The sequence below is a fragment of the Leeuwenhoekiella palythoae genome, from assembly GCF_900130045.1.
GTDB lineage: Bacteria > Bacteroidota > Bacteroidia > Flavobacteriales > Flavobacteriaceae > Leeuwenhoekiella > Leeuwenhoekiella palythoae.
Map to the genome: position 1 here is coordinate 232,230 of NZ_FQXT01000001.1, position 22,478 is coordinate 254,707.

Consider the following 22,478-nt stretch of genomic DNA (forward strand, 5'->3'; position numbering starts at 1 on the left):
CAGGCTTATTTTAATTGAGTTTAGAAAATTTTTAAGCTGTCACAGCCTCTCCAGAAGCTACTGTCTTAATATCTTTCATAGCAGTCATTGACTCACGTAACCAAGCTCCAACCGCTTCAACTTCGTGTTCACGAATAGCATCGTTTACAGCAATAAGTGTTTTGTTATCAACACTATTGTCTGTTGCATATGCTTTACCAATCACATCGGTATCAATACCTTTCATAAACTCAGTAAGCATTGGTTTACATGCGTGATCAAATAAATAACAACCGTATTCTGCAGTGTCAGAAATCACACGGTTCATTTCAAATAATTTCTTACGAGCAATCGTATTTGCGATAAGTGGCGTTTCGTGAAGTGACTCGTAGTACGCAGATTCTTCAATGATTCCGGCTTCGGTCATGGTTTCAAAAGCAAGTTCTACCCCGGCTTTTACCATCGCTACCATCAATACCCCGTGATCAAAGAATTCTTGCTCGCTGATTTCTTGGCTTCCGGCAGGTGTTTTTTCAAAAGCAGTTTCTCCGGTGGCTGCTCTCCATTTAAGAAGATTCGCATCATCATTAGCCCAGTCTTCCATCATTGTTTTTGAGAAATGACCAGAGATGATATCATCCATATGTTTGTGGAATAATGGACGTGTGATATCTTTAATTTCTTCAGCCAGCTCAAACGCTTTGATTTTAGAAGGATTGTTCAAACGATCCATCATATTGGTGATTCCACCGTGCTTCAACGCTTCGGTAATAGTTTCCCAACCATACTGAATCAATTTTGAAGCATAACCTGCATCGATTCCTTTTTCAACCATTTTGTCAAAGCAAAGAATAGAACCGGTCTGCAACATTCCACAAAGAATGGTTTGCTCCCCCATCAAATCACTTTTTACTTCAGCAACGAAAGAAGATTCAAGAACACCCGCTCTGTGACCTCCGGTTGCTACAGCATAAGCTTTTGCCTGATCAAGACCTTTTCCTTCAGGATCATTTTCAGGGTGCACCGCAATCAAAGTAGGTACACCAAAACCACGCTTGTATTCCTCACGTACTTCAGAACCCGGACATTTAGGCGCGCACATAATAACAGTTAAGTCTTTACGCACTTGCATTCCCTCTTCTACAATATTGAAACCGTGACTATACGCCAAAGTAGCGCCTTCTTTCATCAAAGGCATAATCGTATTTACAACAGATGTATGCTGCTTGTCTGGAGTAAGGTTACAAACCAAATCTGCAGTTGGGATGAGTTCGTCATAGGTTCCTACGGTAAACCCGTTATCTACAGCATTTTTATACGAAGCTCTTTTCTCTTTAATCGCACCTTCGCGCAACGCATAAGAAATATCTAAGCCGCTGTCACGCATATTTAACCCTTGGTTTAACCCTTGCGCACCACAACCTACGATGACTACTTTTTTTCCGCGTAAAGCTTCTACCCCATTTGAAAATTCTTCAGATTCCATAAAGCGGCATTTGGCAAGTTGTGCCAACTGTTCTCTTAGGGATAGTGTATTAAAGTAATTTGACATTTTGATTTATTTTTAATGATATTGATTAGTTAATTTTATTAGCGCCGCTAAAAGGCTTTTACCTTTTGGGCTGTTTACTCGGCAAATTCTGCCAGCATTTTAGAGATTTTCATTTCGTCTTTAGTTACCGAAATTCTTCCGGAACGTACAAATTGCATAATTCCAAAAGCGCTTAATTCGCGGTATAAAAGTTCGATCTCACTACGACGACCGGCTTTCTCCAGAACAAAAAACTCTTTGTTCACCGTCACAATACGCGCGCTACTTTCTTTTATGATATTTTGAATTTGGCGCTCTTCAAATAGCAAGTCTGATTTGATTTTAAACAGACAAGTCTCCAAGAAAATCGTCTCCTCATCGGTATGATAGAAGGCTTTGATCACCTCTACCTGCTTTTCAAGCTGACCGATGATCTTTTTCATACGTTCTTCAGTAAGGTTGATCACGATAGTAAATCGAGACACGCCTTCTATTTCTGAAATCGAAGTATTTAAACTCTCGATATTTATTTTTCTACGCTGAAATATCGCCGAAATACGGTTAAGCAAACCGATGTTATTTTCGGTATATATAGAAACGGTATATGTTTTTATCTCGCTCATAACTACTCAAGTCTAATATCTGAAACTGATGCTCCTGTTGGGATCATCGGGAATACATTATCTTCTTTTTCTACAGTAACCTCAAGGAAATATGGCCCATCTGAAGCTAACATTTCTTCAATAGCTCCTGCAAGGTCTTCACGTTTTGAAACGCGTTTTGCATCTATGTAATACCCTTTGGCAATTGCTACAAAATCAGGGTTGATCAATTCGGTTGATGCATAGCGACGGTCAAAGAACAACTGCTGCCATTGGCGCACCATTCCGAGGAAATCATTATTCAACACCACGATCTTTACAGGAACTTTAGTCTGAAAAATGGTTCCCAATTCTTGAATGGTCATCTGATAACCACCATCACCAATGATCGCAACGACAGGACGCTCAGGCGCTCCCATTTTTGCTCCAATTGCTGCAGGAAGTGCAAATCCCATCGTTCCTAAACCACCCGAAGTCACATTGCTTTTTGACTGGTTAAATTTAGCATAACGACAAGCGATCATTTGATGTTGACCAACGTCTGAAACGATCACGGCATCTCCTTTTGAAACCTTATTGATTCCTTCAAGGACTTCGCCCATCGTCAAACCTTCTTTCTCAGGAGTGATATCGTCTTTAATAATTTTATCAAACTCTACCTGATACAGTTCTTTAAAACGGTTGAGCCATTCGGTATGTTTTTTCTCTTCTAGAAGTGGAAGTAAAGCCGCCAGCGTTTCTTTACTGTTTCCGAGAACAGCAATATCAGCAGTTACGTTTTTATTCACCTCAGCAGGATCAATTTCAAAATGAATCACTTTGGCCTGCTTTGCATAGGTATTTAAATCACCGGTAACACGATCATCAAAACGCATTCCGATAGCGATCAACACATCACACTCGTTAGTCAATAAGTTAGGCGCATAATTTCCGTGCATCCCTACCATACCCACATTTAAAGGGTGATCTGTAGGAATCGCCGAAACTCCAAGTATCGTCCAGGCTGCAGGAACTCCAGATTTTTCCACAACCGCCTTAAACTCTTCTTCTGCTTTACCCAAAATAACACCTTGCCCCCAAACGATCATAGGCTTTTTAGCATTATTGATCTCTTCAGCTGCTGCTTGTAAAGCCTCAGGATTTAGTTTTGGTACCGGCTTGTAACTACGAACCGCAGTACATTTTTTATATGCAAAATCAAACTCTTCAAACTGCGCATCTTTTGTAATATCGATAAGCACAGGTCCCGGACGGCCACTTTTTGCGATGTAAAAAGCTTTAGCCATCACCTCCGGTATTTCAGAAGCCTTTGTGATCTGATAATTCCATTTTGTAACAGGTGTAGAGATACCAATAATATCAGTCTCCTGAAACGCATCACTACCTAATAAATGTGAAGCTACCTGACCGGTAATACAAACCATCGGTGTAGAGTCTATTTGCGCATCAGCGATCCCGGTAATAAGGTTAGTTGCCCCAGGTCCCGATGTTGCAATTGCGACGCCTACTCTTCCGCTTACACGTGCATACCCTTGAGCGGCGTGCGTAGCGCCTTGCTCGTGACGGGTCAAGACGTGATGAAGCTTGTCTTGATATTTATACAACTCGTCATAAACGGGCATAATCGCCCCTCCGGGATAACCATAAAGTGTATCTACACCTTCGGCAAGCAAGCATTTTATGATAGCTTCTTTTCCCGTTAAACGCTGCGTAGCTTCTACTGCAGTGTCTTGCAATTTGATTGTTTGTGTATTATCCATACCCTTCTACATTTCGTCTGTCACACAACCTTTAGAAGCTGACGAGACTGTTTTCGCATATTTATATAACGCTCCGCGTTGGAATCTAAGTTCCGGAGCCGTCCATTTTTCTCTTCGTTTTGCCAATTCTTCATCGGTAATATCGATGTTGATGGTATTCTTTACAGCATCGATAGAAATGATATCTCCATTTTCAACAAGTGCGATATTTCCGCCCACTTGTGCTTCAGGAGAAACGTGCCCTACCACAAAACCGTGCGATCCCCCAGAGAATCTTCCGTCAGTAATCAAAGCCACGTCTTTACCTAAACCGGCACCCATAATTGAAGATGTTGGCTTAAGCATTTCCGGCATTCCGGGACCACCTTTAGGTCCTTCATAACGAATGATCACCACGTCTCCTTTTTTGACTTTACCAGATTTAATTCCGTCGTTAACTTCAAGTTCGCTGTTGAACACATTCGCAGTTCCTGTAAACGAAAGTCCTTCTTTACCGGTGATCTTAGCAACAGCACCTTCAGTAGCCAAGTTCCCGAATAAAATACGGATGTGACCACTATCTTTTATTGGCTTGTCTAAAGGTCTGATGATATCCTGACCGTCTATAAGATTTGGAACATCTTTTAGGTTTTCAGCTAAAGACTTTCCGGTAACGGTTAAGCAATCCCCGTGAAGCATATCATTATCCAGCATATATTTTAATACACCCGGAATACCACCAACACCGTGTAAATCTTCCATAGAATATTTACCTGAAGGCTTAAGGTCTGCTAACAACGGTGTGTTATCACTGATTCGCTGAAAATCTTCAAGTGTAAAATCTACCTGCGCTGCTTTAGCGATAGCTAAGAAGTGTAACACCGCATTGGTAGAACCTCCTAAAACAGTTACTAAACGAATCGCATTCTCAAGCGATTGCTTCGTTACAATATCTGAAGGTTTAATGTCGTGTTCTAATAAGTACTTTAAGGCCTCACCTGCTTTTACACATTCCTGCTCTTTGATATTTGCATCTGTAACTGCTGGATTTGACGAGTTAAAAGGTAACGACATCCCTAACGCCTCAATAGCAGAAGCCATGGTATTTGCGGTGTACATTCCACCACAAGCCCCGGCACCCGGACACGCTTTATGCACCACTTCTTTAAACTCATTATCATCAATGGTTCCTGCTACTTTTTGACCATAAGCCTCAAATGCAGAAATGATATCTAGTTTTTTTCCGTTATGGCATCCGGAAGCTATGGTTCCTCCATAAACTAAGATTGAAGGGCGATTTAAACGCAATTGCGCAATTAAAGCTCCCGGCATATTTTTATCACAACCTACAACCGTCACAAGACCATCATAGCTCATTGCCTGTACAACAGTTTCCATTGAGTCAGCAATAATATCACGTGAGGGTAGCGAGAAGCGCATTCCCGGAGTTCCGTTAGAAATACCATCACTTACCCCGATCGTATTGAATATAAGCCCTACCAAGTCTGCATTAGCAGCTCCTTGTTTAACGTGTGTTGCCAAAGCATTCAAATGCATATTACACGGATTCCCCTCATAACCGGTACTTGCAATACCAATTAAAGGCTTTTTTAAATCGTCATCGGTCAAACCAATTGCGTGAAGCATCGCCTGAGCAGCAGGCAACGTAGGGTCTTGAGTTACAGTCTTACTGTATTTATTTAATTCCATTGTTATAATTCTAATTCGAAATTAGTTATTCCTGTTTTTTATCAGTTCTTTTCTTAAAAACCTTCGGATATACCAAAAAATCTTAAATAGTTTTCAATTATTTGATTAACAGCTATTTAAACTAAAAATACTACTACGTTCAAGTTTTAAAATTCAATTAGATTCCAAAAAAAAACCTTCCAGATTAACGGAAGGTCTCTATTTAGAATAGCACGTTCCGCATCAACTATAGTTAATGACACTAATAGAACGTACGAGAATTGCTGCTGTTTTCATATGGTAAAGCTATTTATTCTAATTGGGGCAGCCCTAGAAACCGTCCTAAAATATCGGGTTTGAAGTCATTTTTAAAAATACCATATTTTGGCAAGGGTTTAAGATGTTTCCATTATCGAAACTTTATTGCTTTTGTATTTTTAGTGAAAATTTTAAAAGCACTTTTTAATGAAGTTTCGCAGATTAGGCAAAACCAACCTTAAAATTTCTGAAATCTCGCTTGGCACTTGGCAAGTGGGCGGTAAATGGGGCTCTGGTTTTGACGACAACAAAGCTGAGCATATAATTAATACGGCAATAGATCAAGGCATCAATTTTATTGACACTGCTGATGTTTATGAAAATGGACTGAGCGAAGCCGCGGTGGGCCGCGTGGTACGCAGCAGATCTGAAGAGGTTTATGTCGCTACCAAATGCGGTAGACAAATCACTCCTCACGTTGATGCAGGCTATACTGTAAAAGCTTTGCGCAAGTACGTTGAAGATAGTCTGAAAAACACAGGTTTAGAACGTCTAGATTTGATTCAGTTGCATTGTCCACCGACAGATACATTTTACCGTCCGGAAATTTTCAGACTTTTTGAAGACCTTAAGCAAGAAGGAAAAATCGCTAATCTTGGTGTAAGCGTAGAAAAAGTAGAAGAAGGTTTGAAAGCGATGCAATATGATAATGTCACTACCGTACAGATCATCTTTAATGTATTTAGACAGCGCCCTGCGGGATTATTCTTTCGCGAAGCGGAAAAAAATGATATTGGTATTATCGTAAGGGTTCCTTTGGCCAGCGGACTACTCACAGGTAAGTTTGATCAAAACTCCTCATTTGACAAAGAAGATCACCGAAACTTTAACCGAAACGGAGAAGCCTTTGATAAAGGAGAAACCTTTAGCGGTATTGATTTTGAAATCGGCCTTCAAGCCGTAGATGAATTGAAAAGCATTTTCCCTAAGGTTGAAAATCTTGCTCCTGTAGCGCTTCAATGGATCTTACAACATCCACAAGTAAGCACTATTATTCCCGGAGCTTCAAAGGTTGAGCATTTGATGTCGAATCTTTCACTTTATGAGCGACCTGATCTAACTTCAGAAGAAATTGAAAAAATGAATGCGGTGTATACTGAAAAAATAAAACCGCTTGTTCATCAAAAATGGTAAAACTAAAAATTAATGGCAACCCCAACTAAAAAAGGAAATCTTTACAAACTAAGTTTAGAACAACTTGGTGTATTAAAAGAAGAAAAGCGCGTTGATACTGCTCTTGAATTGGAATTCTCAAACCACGATGAACTTTTTGAAATTATTGAGCGTGTTAAAACAAAACAGCTTTTTGCTACCGCTGAAGAATCTACAGAATTCGCACTCGGACTTAAATTATTTACTGAAGTTATGCTTCGCAACAAGAAGCACCCTTTGTTTGAAGATTTGAGACCGCACATCATAGATTTTATGAAAAAACTGAAGAGCTCTTAATGATAAGCTTCAAGTTGAGTAAATAGAAAAGCGACCCGGTCAGGTCGCTTTTTTTGGCGCCGCCAAAGGGTTTAATAATCTTAGGCTTACCTCAAAATTGAAAATTTGTTTCCATCCTATACTCCACAGGCTTGCCCTGAGGTAGTTAACTATAATATTTTACCGTATTTGGTTAGATCCGGAGTAAAACCTAAAGATTGATAAAGCTTTCTGGCCTTTTTATTATCATCAAAGACATTCAACGTTAATAGACTGTAGCCACAATCTTTAGTCCATTCTTCTGCTTTTTGCATCAGCATTTTACCAATGCCTCTGCCGCGAGCTTCAGGTGCTACAATAATATCAGCAATATGGCCATGTGGTTCTCTGTGATAATAGTCCGTGCCTATTTCTAAAAAGATAAATCCCAACCTCTGATGATCCTGAGCATCTTCAGCAATAAAAATAGCGTTGTCTTTATTACCCTCCTCTATTTCAGCTTTTAAAATACGTTGATCAATATCAAGCATTACTTCTGGATCGCGCCAATGGGGTAATTCCGGATCCATTAGACTCGGTAGAAGGTTTAATATAAAATCTGTATCACTTTTGGTGACGCGTCTAATCGTTACTTTAGGCATTATAAGGTTGGTTTAAAAGTTGGATTTTTTAGAAAATTAGTCAATTAAACAGAAATTGTATTTATAGCTTATGAATAGCTGTTGAAATACACCGTCTTTTTATTTACAAACTCCTTGATACCATCTTCAGAAAGTTCCCTACCGTAACCCGAGATTTTGGTTCCACCAAAAGGCAATCTGGGATCACTTTTAACTAATTCGTTTACAAAAACAGCTCCGTCATCAAAAAGTGTAATCAGTTTTTTAGCTTTTTCAAAGTCTTCAGTAAAAATAGAAACCCCTAATCCAAAGTTTGAAGAATTTACTAGATAAACCGCTTCGTCTTCATTTTTAAATGTTGTAATCCCGATCACAGGACCAAAAGTTTCCTCCTTAAAAATTGGCATTGATGGAGTAACATCAGTGACCACGGTAGGCTCAAAATACGCACCATCACGCTTTCCTCCTACTAATATTACCGCTCCTTGTTTTACACTTTTAGTTAACTGCTCGTGTAATTCTTCGGCAAGATCTTCCCGCGCCATTACTCCTATAAAAGTTTCTTCATCTGCAGGATCACCGCTTTTAAGCTTTCGCACTTCTTCTACAAATTTTTGGGTGAATTCTTCGGCGATATTTTTATGCAAAAGCAAACGCTTTCCTGCAATACAGCTTTGCCCCGTATTTTGAAAACGCGCCTGAACTGCAGTTTTTACCGCTTCTTCTATATTACAATCTTCAAAAACCACAAGAGCGTTACTTCCTCCTAATTCTAAAACCGATTTTTTAATTTCGCTTCCTGCAACTGATGCCACAGCGCTTCCTGCAGGTTTACTTCCGGTTAAAGTCACTGCTTTAACCTTTGGATTCTTTATGATGCTTTCTACTTTAGCGCTAGCAATAGGAAGATTAGTAAAACAACCCTTAGGAAAACCGGCACGTTCAAAAACTTTCTGAATGTTTTGAGCGCTCCCCATCACATTACTCGCGTGCTTTAAAATACCTATATTTCCTGCCATTAAAGCCGGAGCGGCAAACCTAAAGACTTGCCAAAAAGGGTAATTCCAAGGCATTACCGCAAGCACGACGCCTAAGGGCTCATAGCTTACATAGCTCTCCACCGCATCGGCCTCAATGCTTTTAGGCGCGAGATGCTTAGGTGCATTTTCTGCATAATACTCACAAACCCACGCGCATTTTTCAACCTCAGCAATGGCTTGTTTAATAGGTTTTCCCATTTCTAAAGAAATGGTTTTAGCGTAAGCTTCTTTGTGTTCATTAAGATCAGCTGCAGCCGCCTGCATTAAAGCAGCGCGCTCTTCAAAGGTAGTTTTTCGCCAAGAAAGAAAACGCTCGTGCGCAATTTCTATATGTTCAACAAGTTCGGCTTTAGTTAATTCTTTTACTTCAGATATAACCTCTTGGTTATAAGGATTTATGGACGTTATCATGATTTTTTGTCAGTATTTTCCTAAAATTAAAGAATGCTGAACAAATAATATGGTCGATTAAGAGCACTTTAACCCTAATTGTTTATAAGTCGTTTACAACTCTTTAAAGCGCATTACACAAGCTTCTTTAATATGTGTAATTTTAGAAAACTTCACGCTATGAATTCTAGAGATTCCCAATTACTAGCACTTAGACCAGAAATTTTATCCGCCCGAGTTGATGACACGATGAGTGCAGATGAGCAATTTCAAAACGGAACTTTGCGCCCTGTGGTCAAACTTCAAAATGAGCTCCTGCTTGAAGCTTTTCGCAACTATATTAAAAAGCACAAAAATGTTTTTTACACGCTGAATATAGACCGAAGAATGCAATACATAGAGAATGCCATTCAAAAGGACATCAAGTTCAGAAACAGCCTAAAAGGTATGGTGATCGGTCAATTCACTGTAGAAGAATATCAGAAGTATATTCAGAATTCTTCGGCATTGAACAAACGAATGATGAATTTGGTAAAAGAGCGTATTCAAAGTAATATTCAGTTGTTAGAAAGAGAGTTGGTTTAATTATAGCGAATAGATCAAGATACCGCCAGTAAGGACGAAAATAAATATCTAATAAAAAATCCCTTTGAGAATGTTACCAAAGGGATTTTTCGATTTATAGATTTTGTAACCTGCCTACTCCAATAGTAATCGGAAAAATGATTTATACATTAAATAGGAAGTGCATTATATCACCATCCTTTACAATGTAGTTTTTACCTTCTACACCCATTTTACCGGCTTCCTTTACTTTAGTTTCACTTCCATAGGAAACATAATCTTCATAAGCGATTACTTCAGCTCTAATAAAGCCTTTTTCAAAATCGGTATGAATTACTCCGGCTGCTTGAGGTGCTGTTGAACCAATTTTAGTAGTCCACGCACGCACTTCTTTTTTACCGGCAGTAAAATAGGTTTGCTGATTAAGCAGTTTATAAGCGGTACGAATTAGTTTTGAAGAACCCGGCTCCTCAAGACCGATATCTTGTAAAAACATCTGACGCTCTTCATAGTCGTCTAGTTCGTTAATATCTGCTTCGGTACCTACGGCAAGCACAAGCACTTCTGCATTTTCTTCTTTAACGGCTTCACGAACTTGATCTACATATTTATTACCACTTACTGCTGAATTTTCATCTACATTACACACATACATCACAGGTTTGTCTGTAATAAACTGAAGTGGTTTTACAAACTCTGCGTAATCTTCTTCAGAAAAAACTACTGCTCGTACTGACTTTCCTTGCTCTAGTGCATCTTTAATCTGCGCAAGCACTGACTCTTCCTTTTGAGCTTCTTTATTTCCGGTACGCGCTGCTTTTTTAACTTTCTCAAGTTTCTTGTCTACGGTTTCCAGATCTTTAAGCTGAAGCTCTATATCTATGGTCTCTTTATCGCGAATAGGGTTTACACTCCCATCAACGTGCACAATGTTATCATTATCAAAACAACGCAAAACATGTAGAATTGCATCGGTTTCTCTAATATTTCCTAAAAACTGATTTCCTAAACCTTCACCCTTGCTTGCTCCTTTTACAAGACCTGCAATATCTACAATATCAACGGTCGCAGGCACCACGCGCTCGGGTTTTACTAATTCCTCTAACTTAGATAAACGCGGGTCCGGCACATTCACCACCCCAACGTTAGGCTCAATGGTACAAAACGGAAAGTTTGCACTTTGCGCTTTAGCATTAGATAAACAATTAAAAAGAGTTGATTTACCTACGTTAGGTAATCCTACAATACCTGCTTTCATGGTTCAGAATTTTGAGGCGCAAATATAGGAAGCTTATCTAAAACTTTACACCTTTAGTTTATAATCAAATTTGTTTGTTTTGCAAGAGATTAGCGCTTTGAATTATCATGAATACATATACCAGTAAAAAACTATACCTCAGCATTATAGCACACCAATAAGTTTTATTTAAGCGCAAAAAAAAGTCTGGTAGTGACACCAGACATTTTAAATTCTATAAAAAGTTTTTGCTTAATTGTGGTGCATAAAGGCTTGCTTGCCTAAAAGTTCTTCTTCGGTTTCTACGTGATCTTCATCAGGCACACAGCAATCTACCGGGCAAACCGCAGCACATTGTGGCTCCTCGTGAAAGCCCATACATTCTGTACACTTATCAGGCGCAATGTAATACACCTCATCACTTATAGGCTCTTGAGTCTCATCTGCATCAACCTCTCTTCCGTTAGGCAATACAATTTTACCTTCAAGATCAGTTCCGTCAGAATAGCGCCAGTCATCTGCTCCTTCATAAATCGCTGTGTTTGGGCATTCCGGTTCACAAGCCCCACAGTTAATGCATTCATCAGTTATTATAATTGCCATAGTATAATCGTTTTCTAATCCTTAATTTTGCCAAAGGTAGGCTCTATTTTTTAAACCCTACTAAATTAGTAGAAATTAATGAGAAACCTTACAATCAACTTAAGGTTTTCGTTACAAATTTAAGTTGCAAAATTAAGGCGTGGTCCTTACTTCACCAAACCATTTATGGATTTAAACCAAAGAATTACCGCATTCTCAAACCTCAGTCTATTTTTAAAGAATTTTTTGTCAGATGCTACTAAATGCGAGGCTACGTTAAATGATTTTGAACACTTAAAAGAAGAATTACAGCAGGTCATACAAACCGCAAACAGACATAACGCGTGGTTTACTCCAGAGCATATAACCCAAGCATTATCAAGCTGGTCTGCAGCGCTACAGAAAGATAATTTGACAACATGGCTCGATGCCTATGCTATCACTTCTTCTTCAGAAAAAAGGGTTGCGGTGATTATGGCAGGCAACTTACCGCTGGTTGGATTTCACGATTTTTTGAGCGTGCTGATCACCGGGCACCATCTAGTCGCAAAACTATCTAGCGACGATCAACTTCTGATGCCATTTCTGGCGAGAGTACTTATCATTATCGAGCCTGGTTTTGATTCAAAAATTACATTTACCAAAGAGAAACTTCCACAATTTGACGCGGTGATCGCTACCGGAAGCAACAATACCGCGCGATATTTTGAATACTATTTTAAAAACAAACCCAGCATTATACGCAAAAATCGAAATGCTGTCGCTGTATTAACCGGTAATGAAACCCCGCAACAACTCGAAGCTTTAGGGGACGACATATTTGGTTATTTTGGAATGGGATGTCGTAGTGTGGCTAAGCTCTACGTACCTCAAAACTATGATTTTGACACGTTTTTTCAAGCAATGTTTAAACAGCAAGATGTGATCAATCATCATAAATATGCCAACAACTACGACTATAATAAAGCGGTGTATTTAATGAGCTTATTTCCTGTTTTAGACAATGGCTTTATGGTATTAAAAGAAGACACAAATTTCTCATCCCCGATCTCTGTGGTCTTTTACGAGCGTTATACTGACGTTGAAACTTTAAAGGCCGAGTTGCAATCTAAAGCTGATCAAATTCAGTGTATAGTGGCAGACGATTTTAGTGATGAGGATGTCGCTTTTGGACAGGCACAAAATCCAAAACTTTATGATTATGCAGACGGTGTTGATACCGTTGCATTTTTATTAAAATTATAAGAGAAATTCATCGATTATTTATTGATTTATCAAACCGCTTTGCAAGTGTTTTAAGCATCTTTGCATGTCTTTTTAAGCACGCAAAGACTTGCACATATAAAAGGTGGAATCTTATGCATTCTGTTTGAAAAGCCGTAATTTTCCAACTGAATAAAATTCAAAAAAGAGACCAAATATTCAATCTAATGAAAAAACATAATTTCAGTGCCGGGCCTTGTATTCTTCCACAGGAAGTTTTTAAACAAGCCTCTGAAGCCGTTTTAAATTTTAATAACCTCGATCTTTCTATTTTAGAAATCTCCCATAGAAGTAAGGATTTTGTTGATGTGATGGAAGAAGCACGTGAGCTTGCTCTTGAACTTTTGGGGCTTGAAGGAAAAGGATATAAAGCTCTTTTTCTACAAGGTGGTGCAAGTATGCAGTTTGTAATGACCGCATACAACTTACTCGAGAACAAAGCAGGTTACATCAATACAGGAACGTGGAGTGATAAAGCGATCAAAGAAGCTAAGATCTTTGGCGAAGTCGTTGAGGTTGCAAGCTCAAAAGACAAGAATTACAATTACATCCCTAAAGGTTTTGATGTTCCTAAAGATCTAGATTATCTACATCTTACAACCAACAATACCATCTTTGGAACTCAGATCAAAGATATTCCTACTACAGATGTACCGCTAGTGGCTGATATGAGTAGTGATATTTTCTCTCGTGAGATCGATTTTTCAAAGTTTGATCTTATATATGCGGGAGCTCAGAAAAATATGGGTCCTGCAGGTACTACGCTTGTTGTTGTGAAGGAAGATATTTTAGGTAAAGTAACACGCCAGATTCCTAGTATGCTTAGCTATGCTACGCACGTATCTAAAGGAAGTATGTTTAACACGCCACCGGTTTTTGCGGTTTATGTTTCGATGCTTACACTTCGTTCTATGAAGGCTAAAGGCGGTATCAGTGCTGCTGCTGAAGAAAACGAGAAAAAGGCTACGCTTTTATATTCTGAAATAGACCTTAACCCATTATTTAAAGGGTATGCAGCAAAAGAAGACCGCTCTCTAATGAACGCTACTTTTAATCTAACAGAAGACAATCTTAAAGAAACCTTTGATACGATGCTTAAAGAAGCAGGTATTAATGGTCTTAACGGTCACCGAAGCGTTGGTGGTTATCGTGCTTCTATGTACAATGCGTTACCGCTAAACAGCGTTGGTGTTCTGGTTGATGTAATGAGCGAATTAGAGCGCAAAGCTTAACCAAACCAATCCAAATAATATAAATTTTTAAAACATGAAAGTTTTAGCAAATGATGGTATTTCTCAAAGCGGAGTAGATGCTCTTAAAGCCGCCGGTTTTGAAGTAATTACCACAAAAGTTGCGCAAGAGCAACTTATCAATTACATAAATGAAAATAAAGTTGATGCGCTACTTGTACGCAGCGCAACTAAAGTTCGTCAAGATTTAATCGATGCGTGCCCAGACCTTAAATTAATTGGTCGTGGCGGTGTAGGTATGGATAATATTGATGTTCAATATGCAAAAGACAAAGGTCTTAGCGTGATCAACACTCCGGCTGCTTCTTCTGCTTCGGTTGCAGAATTGGTTTTTGCTCATTTATATGGTGGTGTGCGTTTCCTTTTTGATGCTAACCGCAATATGCCGTTAGAGGGCGAGGAAAAATTTGGTGCACTTAAAAAAGCATACGCAAAAGGTGTTGAGCTGCGCGGAAAAACCTTAGGTGTTATCGGTTTTGGCCGAATCGGGCAAGCTACTGCTAAAGTTGCACTTGGCGCCGGAATGAAAGTGATCTATTCTGACCCATATATGGAAAAAGCTGAAGTGAAATTAGACTTTTTCGATGGTCAGGAGGTTGCATTTAAATTTGAAAGCAAAGCCAAAGAAGATGTTCTTGCTGAAGCTGATTTTATCACCCTACACGTTCCTGCTCAAAAGGAATATGTAATTGGCAAAGCCGAAATTGAAAAAATGAAAGACGGTGCTGCATTGGTAAATGCTGCTCGTGGCGGAGTAATTGATGAATTAGCTCTTATTGAAGCGCTAGATTCTGGTAAACTTGCCTTCGCCGCTCTTGACGTTTTTGAGAGCGAGCCAAAGCCGGAAATCAAAATTTTAATGCATCCTAAAATTTCATTGTCTCCGCACATTGGGGCAGCGACTAATGAAGCTCAGGATCGTATAGGTGTTGAACTTGCCGAACAGATTTCTTCGATCTTAAAAGCATAGTCGTTCAGACACATAGCCTATCAAAGCCGAATAGTTATTCGGCTTTTTTTATGGAAAAAAGTTAAAGAATTCAAAACATGTAACTAAATTTAAAGTATTAACAAAAACTCATTTACAATGTCAGGCTTACTAGATTTATTAAATAGCGACTTAGGAAAACAATTGATAAGCGGTGCCAGTGCTCAAACCGGAGCATCAGAAAGCAAAACCGCAGATGTGCTGAGTATGGCGATGCCCTTACTTTTAGGCGCGATGAAAAAGAATGCTTCTTCGCAAGAAGGCGCATCCGGACTTATGGGTGCTTTAAGCGGAAAACACGACGGGAGTATCCTTGATAATTTAGGAAGTATTCTTGGCGGCGGAAGCGTAGATCAAAATGTAATTCAGGATGGTGCAGGTATTTTGGGCCACGTCTTGGGCGGAAAACAACCCATGGTCGAAAATGCTTTGAGTACAAAAACAGGTCTTGATGCCGGTACGGTAGCCCAGATTCTGAAGATCGCTGCTCCTATCCTACTCGGCATTATTGGGAAACAGACTAAAGAAAACAATATTCAAGATCAGGATGGTCTTACAGGTATTTTAGGCAGCATGTTAGGCGGACAACCTAAAGAAAACCAAAGCCTGATTGAATCTCTTATAGACTCAGATGGTGACGGCAGCGTTCTAGACGATGTAGCAGATATGGTTTTAGGTTCAAATAAGAAAAAAGGTGGCCTTGGCGGAATGCTAGGCGGACTTTTCGGTAAATAGTTTCAGCTTAAATCAATTAAGGAGCCGCTCTGAATAAGCGGCTTTTTTTATGCCGAAAAATAGGAGTTGGATGAGATCTATAAAACACGCGTTGAGAAAAGTATATTTCAGTTCACATCAAAATTAAACGTCAATATTTAGCAGGAGTTTTGTAGCTTTAAAAGAAAAGCTGGTATGAAAAATTTAATTTACGTTGTTATAGCGCTTGTTGTCATTTGTGGCTGCGCATCTTCTCAGGGAGAAAAAAAGCTTGAAACAAGCGATCCACTGAGCACTTCAAACGATACGGTACGCATTGCAAACGACAGCCTCGAATATGAGATCATCATTATTGAACCCGGTTACAATGCCTTTTTGAATTCTATCGCGCGACCGGAAGGCTATTATTCTCAAAATTATCTGGAAAATAAAAATCGGTTTATTGTTCCTGAATACAACCAGCGCGTATTGCAGCCTTTTAGATACAATAACAATTTATACCCACAACAAATAGATTATAACAGCTCTGTAGATTATGGCTATGAGGTAAATTATAAACTTTATTATTACTTTGTGTACTTCTGCCGTAAGTATAACCAGCGTTTCAGTGTACCAACACGTATTTAAGTTTTTCCTATTTATCTTAGTTCTAAATAGTATATTTGACGCGTGAAAAAATTCAAGGAACACTGGGAAATCACCCAGAACTGGCAACTTATTTATCCTATTTTAGGCATTATTCTTTCATTAGCCTGCGGAATTCTAATCGCCCGAAGATTGGATTTCTTTCTTGAACCCGGAGCCTTACAGACGGTTTATTTGGTGATACTCACTTTGGTGCTTACGTATCTTATAATAAAACTTAGCTTGTATTGCTTTAAAAAACTCAAAAATCGCTGGATTTTACAATACCGTTGGCAGTTTATTGCTGCATTCATTGTTTTTGCCATTACAGGGTCTACCGCCGGCCGCATCTCTAGCCCGGTTATGCAAGCCTTAGGACTAGGAAGCGATTCGATCTCCGGATGGATTTACTGGCCGCTACGTATTATCATTATTTTTCCGCTGTATCAGGTTTTACTGCTTATCGTTGCCTGGATTTTTGGTATGTATTCTTTTTTCTATGCCTTTGAAAAAAAGATGCTTTCCAGAATGGGATTAGGCTTTTTATTTAAAAATTAAGTCTAGAAAAGAGTCTTCCAAGAATTTCACTTTTCACTGCACAACTACTGCTTTTGCTCAGGCTGAGCAAAAAGATCAAGATACGCCTGACCTAAAAATTCTGTAATCATACTTGCGGTCAAGCCCTCATAAGCGGTGTGGTTGATCGCAATATCGGCTGCCTTCCCATGTAAATAAACTCCAAAAATTGCCGCAGTTAAAGCATCATAGCCCTGAGCCATCAATCCTGTTATAATTCCCGTTAGAACATCACCACTTCCACCGGTTGCGAGTCCGGGATTTCCAGTGTTATTTACGTAGTACTTTCCATCAAAAACGGTTATGGTATGCGCATCTTTTAGCACTAAAACGCAATTGTATTTTTTGCTGAATGCTTCGGCTTTTTTCAACTTTTCAAAATCATCTTCCCACGTACCTATTAAGCGCTCTAGCTCTTTGGGGTGCGGTGTAAGTACGCTATACTTCGGTAAAAACTCTAAAAATTCTTGATTTTCTGATAATATATTTAAGGCGTCAGCATCAACAACAAGAGGGATTTTATTTGCTTTTAAAAATGTTTTTAAAGCTTGCTGAGTAATCTTTTCAGTCCCTAACCCGGGACCAACTCCTATAACCGTAGGAGCAAGATCAAATTGAATTTCTTCCAGGTATTTCCCGTTATATCTGTCAGCCAAAACCATTGCCTCAGGCAAACTTGATTGTAAAATAGGCAAGCCGTGCTGTGTAGTGTAAGCAGTCACGAGACCTGCTCCTGAGCTCAAAGCGCCTTTACAACTCAACACCGCAGCACCCGTTTTACCATAACTCCCGGTGATAAGTAATGCGTGACCGTAAGTGCCCTTATGACTAAATTTAGTACGCGGTTTATACATTTGTTGCGCTTCGGCTTTATCTATCAACTGGGCTTGTGTCTGCACCGAATTCATAAAATTTCGATCTAAACCGATATCTAGCACCGTCCAATTGTTGATGTATTTTCCGCTTTGCGGAAGAAAAAACGCAAGCTTAGGCGTCTGAAAAGACAAGACGATAGTAGGCTTAATCACTTCAGAATCCTTGATATAAACATCAACGCCCATCCCAGATGGCACATCAATGGCCACCGTATAAGCTCCACTTTGGTTAATATTCACAAACAGCTGCTGCACCCATTTAGGTGCGGGCCGATTAATACCTATACCAAAAATGCAATCCACCACAAGGTCTTCTCTGTTTATCTGAGGCAAGTCGTCTTCTGATTTTAATACTTGAGGCCATTTTCGGGTTACTTTTTTGAGCTCTTCTAATGCCAATAAAAAATCTTTGCTTCGGTTGTCGCTGTAATTCACCACATACACATCTACCGGATACTGATGCTCAACAAAATATCTTGCAATCACCAGACCATCACCTCCATTATTTCCTATTCCGCAAAAGATTTTGACCGGCACCGGTTGGCCTTGCAGCCGCTGGTGCATAAACTCAAATGCATAACCGCCGGCACGCTCCATCAGATTATAAGAAGGAATGTTCTCGGCATTCTCAGTTGCTTTATCTGCTTGATAAACTTGCTCTTTGCTTAATATTTTCATCGGGAATAATTTCGGGTTTAGAATATTCGTAAGGAAAAGCCTTTGATTTCTATTTAATTAGTGATTTCTTGATAAAAAAAGTTTTCCTTGAATTATCCTCAAAAATCAATAATCTGGCTTGTGATTATGGGTAAAAATAATACTTTTGAAAGCAACAGTTAAGCAGAAAATGAAAGCAATTAACACTATTACCACTTCTACTATCGCGACCACAGGTCTTGCGATTGCTTTCATTATTATTACCCCTTTGGGGTATTCTTTTAACATATAACTTCGGTACATCTCGTGTTTACACGACAAGCAACTTATTTTTATAAAAACTCATTTCAAACACTAAAGCCATGCGTGTTTTAAAATTTGGCGGTACTTCAGTAGGAAGCGTCGCAAACATAAATCAAGTCATCAACATCGTAAAAAACGGTGCTCAAGATCAACATATAGCCGTTGTAGTTTCTGCGCTAGGCGGAATTACCGACTTACTTATGCAAGCCGGAACCGATGCCAGCAATAAGGACGATTACAACACTGCCTTTAAAGACATCGAAGCCAAGCATATTGAATTTACACGAACGCTTATTCCTGATAGCGATGAGGCCTTAGACGAGATTAAAAATTTACTCAAAAGCCTAGAGTCGCTTTTACAAGGCATTTACTTGATCAATGAACTTTCTCCAAAGACCGTTGATAAATTATTAGCCTACGGCGAAATTTTATCTTCTTCGATCATTGCGCGTGCGATGTATGCGCAAGGTTTAGATGCTGTGCGAAAAGACAGCCGGGACTTGATCACCACCAACGATAAACACACCAAAGCCGGAGTAAATTATAAAGTGACCAACAGTCAAATTGAATATTATTTTACTAAGGCCAAACAAAAGATCACCGTGCTACCCGGTTTTATTGCCAGTACAGCAAACGGTGATACTACAACTTTAGGTCGTGGTGGTTCTGATTTTACCGCTGCGATCGTTGCAGCAGCGCTTGATGTGGACCAAGTGGAGATCTATACCGACGTAAGCGGAATGTACACCGCTAACCCCAAAATGGTAAAGCAAGCAAAACCTATTGAAAGTATTTCGTATCACGAAGCAATGGAGCTTTCACATTTTGGAGCTAAGGTTTTATATCCGCCTACGATCGTACCGGTGATGAGTAAAAACATCCCCATACGCATTAAAAATACCTTGCAACCCGAAGAACCCGGAACGCTTATTCACAACCAAAACGGACAAAGCACCAATCCTATCAAGGGCTTAAGCAATATCAGTAATGTGGCTTTGCTTACTCTTGAAGGAGGCGGAATGGTCGGAATTCCTGGTATCAGTAAGCGTTTGTTTGAAACCTTAAGCAATCAGGGAATCAACATCATCTTGATCACGCAAGCTTCTAGCGAACACAGCATTTGTTTAGGGGTTATGGAAGACGATGCCGGCAAAGCTAAAAATGCTATTGACGAAGAATTTGAATATGAAATTTCTCTGAACAAAATCGATCCGTTAACGATCGAGATCGGTTTGAGTATTATTGCACTTGTTGGCGATCAAATGAAAAGCCATCAGGGCATCAGCGGTAAAATGTTCAGTACGCTTGGTAAAAACAACGTAAACATTCGTGCTATTGCTCAAGGAGCGAGTGAGAAGAATATTTCTGCAGTGATCGCTCAAAAAGACGTTAAAAAGGCCTTAAACAGCCTTCATGAGCGTTTCTTTGAAGCGCAACGCAAGCAATTGAACTTATTCATAACGGGAGTTGGAAATGTAGGTGAAAAACTGCTGAACCAAATTCAACAACAGCAAGAGTACCTAAAGAAACAGCTTAACATCAATATGCGTGTGCTGGGATTGAGCAATTCTCGCAAAATGCTTGTGGATGAAAGCGGGATCGACTTGCAAAACTGGAGCGCACTTTTAGACGCAGGAGAACCTGCGACACTAGATGGCTTTCTAGATCACGTGGTTGAGCTTAATCAACGAAACAGCATCTTTGTGGATATCACCGCTAACGCTGATGTAGCCGATATGTACGGGAAATACTTAAAACAAAGTGTTGCTGTAGTAGCCTGTAACAAGATCGCTGCTGCTTCTGATTTCAAAAATTATAGCGAGCTGAAACGCTTAAGTAAAGCCTATAATGCACCCTTATTGTTTGAAACTAACGTAGGTGCAGGACTGCCTATAATCGACACCTTAAACAACCTTATTGCTTCAGGAGATCGTGTAAATCGCATTCAGGCGGTATTATCGGGAAGTTTGAATTTTGTGTTTAACAATTTTAAATCCGGCGATAGTTTCCACGATGTGGTGCAAGCCGCAAAAGCCGAAGGATTTACTGAGCCTGATCCGCGTATTGACTTGAGCGGTGTAGATGTTGCGCGTAAGATTTTGATCCTGGCACGTGAAAGCGGACTCAAAATCAATCTGGAAGATATTGAGAATGAACCATTCTTAACGGAAAACAACTTGAACAGTTCTGACGTTCCGCACTTCTTTGAAACTTTAAAAGAAGACGCAGCACATTTCGAAAAGCTAGTCGCTCAAACCGAAGCTAAAAACTGCCGTTTAAAGTATGTTGCACAACTTGATAACGGCAAAGCAAGCGTAGGACTTCAAGAAATTCCTGAAGGTCATCCATTTTACAATCTTGAAGGTTCAGATAACATCGTGTTGTTCTTTACAGACCGCTACCCTACTCAACCTATGCAGATCAAAGGTGCTGGTGCCGGTGGTGACGTAACCGCTTCAGGATTGTTTGCAGACATTATAAGAACAGCCACTTTTTAAGCCGAAAAAATGAAAGAAATACGTGTCTTTTCACCGGCGACTGTCGCAAACGTAAATTGCGGTTTTGATGTTTTGGGTTTTGCTCTGGATGGTCTGGGTGACGAAATGGTAATTCGTAAAGTTCCTGAAAAAGGAATCAAGATCACAGAGATCACCGGAGCCGAGTTACCCTTTGAAGCCAAAGAAAATGTAGTAGGCGTTGCCGGCTTAGCTATGGTTGAAGCTTTGGATCTTGATTATGGTTTTGAAGTAGAAATTCATAAAAAAATAAGACTTGGCAGCGGTGTGGGAAGCAGCGCAGCAAGTGCCTCAGGAATTGTTTTTGGAATCAATCAATTTCTGGATGAACCCTTATCTAATTTAGAACTTACTGAATTTGGTATGAAAGGGGAAGCGGTAGCCAGCGGAAATGAACATGCTGATAATGTTGCGCCGTGTCTTTACGGTGGGTTTACATTAATAACCGGTTACGAACCTTTAAAAATTGTTTCCGTACCGGTTCCTGAAGAATTGTATGTGACGATTATTCATCCCCATATAACGATCAAAACAAAAGAAGCTCGGGAGATTTTACCTAAAGAAGTTTCGCTCAAAAATGCAATCAAACAAACCGGAAATCTGGCCGGATTAATTGCCGGTCTTTATACTAAAGATTACGACTTGATCGCTTCTAGCGCCACCGATGTTTTGGTAGAACCATACCGTAAAAATCTGATTCCTGATTTTGATTTTTACCGAGAGACTGCATTAAAAAATGGCGGAATTGCTTTTGGAATTAGTGGCTCCGGACCTTCGATGTTTACACTAAGTAAAGGATTGCAAAATGCTGGTGCAGTTGAATTTGCGTTAAGAAAAGCATTGAAAGAGAAAAATATGCGTAGTGATAGCTATGTGTCTCCCGTATCAAAGCACGGAAACAGAATTTTAGAAAAGAATTAAACAGTTTATTTCGTGCGATTTGGAATATTTCCTAGTTGTTGAAATTGTATAATTGGCACGAATACACATTCA

Annotated in this window: 20 protein-coding genes; 11 read left to right on the forward strand and 9 right to left on the reverse strand. The window is 39.5% G+C overall.

The window, feature by feature from the left end:
- Positions 1-31: 31 nt before the first annotated feature.
- From ilvC to ilvD, 4 genes are all read right to left on the reverse strand, one after another.
- Positions 32-1,531, reverse strand: coding sequence for a ketol-acid reductoisomerase (gene ilvC, locus BUA96_RS01010; protein WP_072979424.1), 1,500 nt, complete (start codon positions 1,529-1,531; stop codon positions 32-34).
- A 74-nt stretch (positions 1,532-1,605) separates the two neighbouring features.
- Complete coding sequence (gene ilvN / locus BUA96_RS01015; RefSeq protein WP_072979426.1) at positions 1,606-2,133, reverse strand: acetolactate synthase small subunit; 528 nt, start codon at positions 2,131-2,133, stop codon at positions 1,606-1,608.
- A gap of 2 nt (positions 2,134-2,135) precedes the next feature.
- Positions 2,136-3,872: a biosynthetic-type acetolactate synthase large subunit gene (ilvB, locus tag BUA96_RS01020; protein WP_072979428.1), complete on the reverse strand. Its 1,737-nt coding sequence runs from the start codon at positions 3,870-3,872 to the stop codon at positions 2,136-2,138.
- 6 nt (positions 3,873-3,878) lie between these two features.
- Complete coding sequence (gene ilvD, locus BUA96_RS01025) at positions 3,879-5,561, reverse strand: dihydroxy-acid dehydratase (RefSeq protein ID WP_072979430.1); 1,683 nt, start codon at positions 5,559-5,561, stop codon at positions 3,879-3,881.
- Between the two features lie 444 nt (positions 5,562-6,005).
- Here ilvD and BUA96_RS01030 point away from each other — a divergent pair, with 444 nt between their 5' ends.
- Positions 6,006-6,992, forward strand: coding sequence for an aldo/keto reductase (locus tag BUA96_RS01030; protein WP_072979432.1), 987 nt, complete (start codon positions 6,006-6,008; stop codon positions 6,990-6,992).
- Positions 6,993-7,004: 12 nt separating this feature from the next.
- Positions 7,005-7,307, forward strand: coding sequence for a DUF3861 domain-containing protein (locus BUA96_RS01035; RefSeq protein ID WP_072979434.1), 303 nt, complete (start codon positions 7,005-7,007; stop codon positions 7,305-7,307).
- Positions 7,308-7,456: 149 nt separating this feature from the next.
- On the opposite strand, the gene BUA96_RS01040 is transcribed toward BUA96_RS01035, so the two are convergent.
- Both BUA96_RS01040 and BUA96_RS01045 read right to left on the reverse strand, forming a co-directional pair.
- A complete protein-coding gene (locus BUA96_RS01040) occupies positions 7,457-7,927 on the reverse strand; it encodes a GNAT family N-acetyltransferase (RefSeq protein WP_072979436.1) in 471 nt (156 codons plus the stop codon).
- Positions 7,928-7,995: 68 nt separating this feature from the next.
- Positions 7,996-9,357, reverse strand: a complete 1,362-nt coding sequence (locus tag BUA96_RS01045) for an NAD-dependent succinate-semialdehyde dehydrogenase (RefSeq protein ID WP_072979438.1) — start codon at positions 9,355-9,357, stop codon at positions 7,996-7,998.
- A 159-nt stretch (positions 9,358-9,516) separates the two neighbouring features.
- Between BUA96_RS01045 and BUA96_RS01050 the strand changes: the two genes are divergently transcribed.
- Positions 9,517-9,921 carry a glyoxalase gene (locus tag BUA96_RS01050; protein ID WP_072980427.1) on the forward strand — a complete coding sequence of 135 codons (405 nt, stop codon included), beginning with the start codon at positions 9,517-9,519 and terminating at the stop codon, positions 9,919-9,921.
- A gap of 142 nt (positions 9,922-10,063) precedes the next feature.
- Here the strand turns inward: BUA96_RS01050 and ychF are convergent, their stop codons facing one another.
- Together ychF and BUA96_RS01060 are read right to left on the reverse strand one after the other, a co-directional pair.
- Positions 10,064-11,158, reverse strand: a complete 1,095-nt coding sequence (gene ychF, locus BUA96_RS01055) for a redox-regulated ATPase YchF (RefSeq protein ID WP_072979440.1) — start codon at positions 11,156-11,158, stop codon at positions 10,064-10,066.
- A gap of 231 nt (positions 11,159-11,389) precedes the next feature.
- On the reverse strand, positions 11,390-11,740 hold the full coding sequence (locus BUA96_RS01060) for a 4Fe-4S dicluster domain-containing protein (protein ID WP_072979442.1): 351 nt from the start codon (positions 11,738-11,740) through the stop codon (positions 11,390-11,392).
- Positions 11,741-11,905: 165 nt separating this feature from the next.
- On the opposite strand from BUA96_RS01060, the gene BUA96_RS01065 reads away from it, so the two are divergent.
- The 6 genes from BUA96_RS01065 (at position 11,906) to BUA96_RS01090 (ending at position 17,116) form a co-directional block, all read left to right on the forward strand.
- On the forward strand, positions 11,906-12,964 hold the full coding sequence (locus BUA96_RS01065) for an acyl-CoA reductase (protein WP_072979444.1): 1,059 nt from the start codon (positions 11,906-11,908) through the stop codon (positions 12,962-12,964).
- 185 nt (positions 12,965-13,149) lie between these two features.
- The gene (serC, locus tag BUA96_RS01070; RefSeq protein ID WP_072979446.1) at positions 13,150-14,214 is read left to right on the forward strand and encodes a 3-phosphoserine/phosphohydroxythreonine transaminase; all 1,065 of its coding nucleotides are present in this window, start codon (positions 13,150-13,152) and stop codon (positions 14,212-14,214) included.
- 34 nt (positions 14,215-14,248) lie between these two features.
- Positions 14,249-15,202, forward strand: coding sequence for a D-2-hydroxyacid dehydrogenase (locus BUA96_RS01075; protein WP_072979448.1), 954 nt, complete (start codon positions 14,249-14,251; stop codon positions 15,200-15,202).
- Between the two features lie 117 nt (positions 15,203-15,319).
- On the forward strand, positions 15,320-15,955 hold the full coding sequence (locus BUA96_RS01080; protein WP_072979450.1) for a DUF937 domain-containing protein: 636 nt from the start codon (positions 15,320-15,322) through the stop codon (positions 15,953-15,955).
- A gap of 174 nt (positions 15,956-16,129) precedes the next feature.
- Positions 16,130-16,561 (forward strand): DUF6146 family protein, encoded by a 432-nt coding sequence (locus BUA96_RS01085; RefSeq protein ID WP_072979452.1) that lies wholly within the window; start codon positions 16,130-16,132, stop codon positions 16,559-16,561.
- Positions 16,562-16,603: 42 nt separating this feature from the next.
- Positions 16,604-17,116 carry a DUF6787 family protein gene (locus BUA96_RS01090; RefSeq protein WP_072979454.1) on the forward strand — a complete coding sequence of 171 codons (513 nt, stop codon included), beginning with the start codon at positions 16,604-16,606 and terminating at the stop codon, positions 17,114-17,116.
- A gap of 44 nt (positions 17,117-17,160) precedes the next feature.
- Here BUA96_RS01090 and BUA96_RS01095 read toward each other — a convergent pair whose 3' ends face one another.
- Entirely contained in the window at positions 17,161-18,687 is a 1,527-nt protein-coding gene (locus tag BUA96_RS01095) for a bifunctional ADP-dependent NAD(P)H-hydrate dehydratase/NAD(P)H-hydrate epimerase (protein WP_072979456.1), read from the reverse strand.
- A 341-nt stretch (positions 18,688-19,028) separates the two neighbouring features.
- Here BUA96_RS01095 and thrA point away from each other — a divergent pair, with 341 nt between their 5' ends.
- Both thrA and BUA96_RS01105 read left to right on the forward strand, forming a co-directional pair.
- The gene (gene thrA, locus BUA96_RS01100; protein ID WP_072979458.1) at positions 19,029-21,467 is read left to right on the forward strand and encodes a bifunctional aspartate kinase/homoserine dehydrogenase I; all 2,439 of its coding nucleotides are present in this window, start codon (positions 19,029-19,031) and stop codon (positions 21,465-21,467) included.
- A 9-nt stretch (positions 21,468-21,476) separates the two neighbouring features.
- Positions 21,477-22,406, forward strand: coding sequence for a homoserine kinase (locus tag BUA96_RS01105; protein WP_072979460.1), 930 nt, complete (start codon positions 21,477-21,479; stop codon positions 22,404-22,406).
- Positions 22,407-22,478 lie beyond the last annotated feature (72 nt).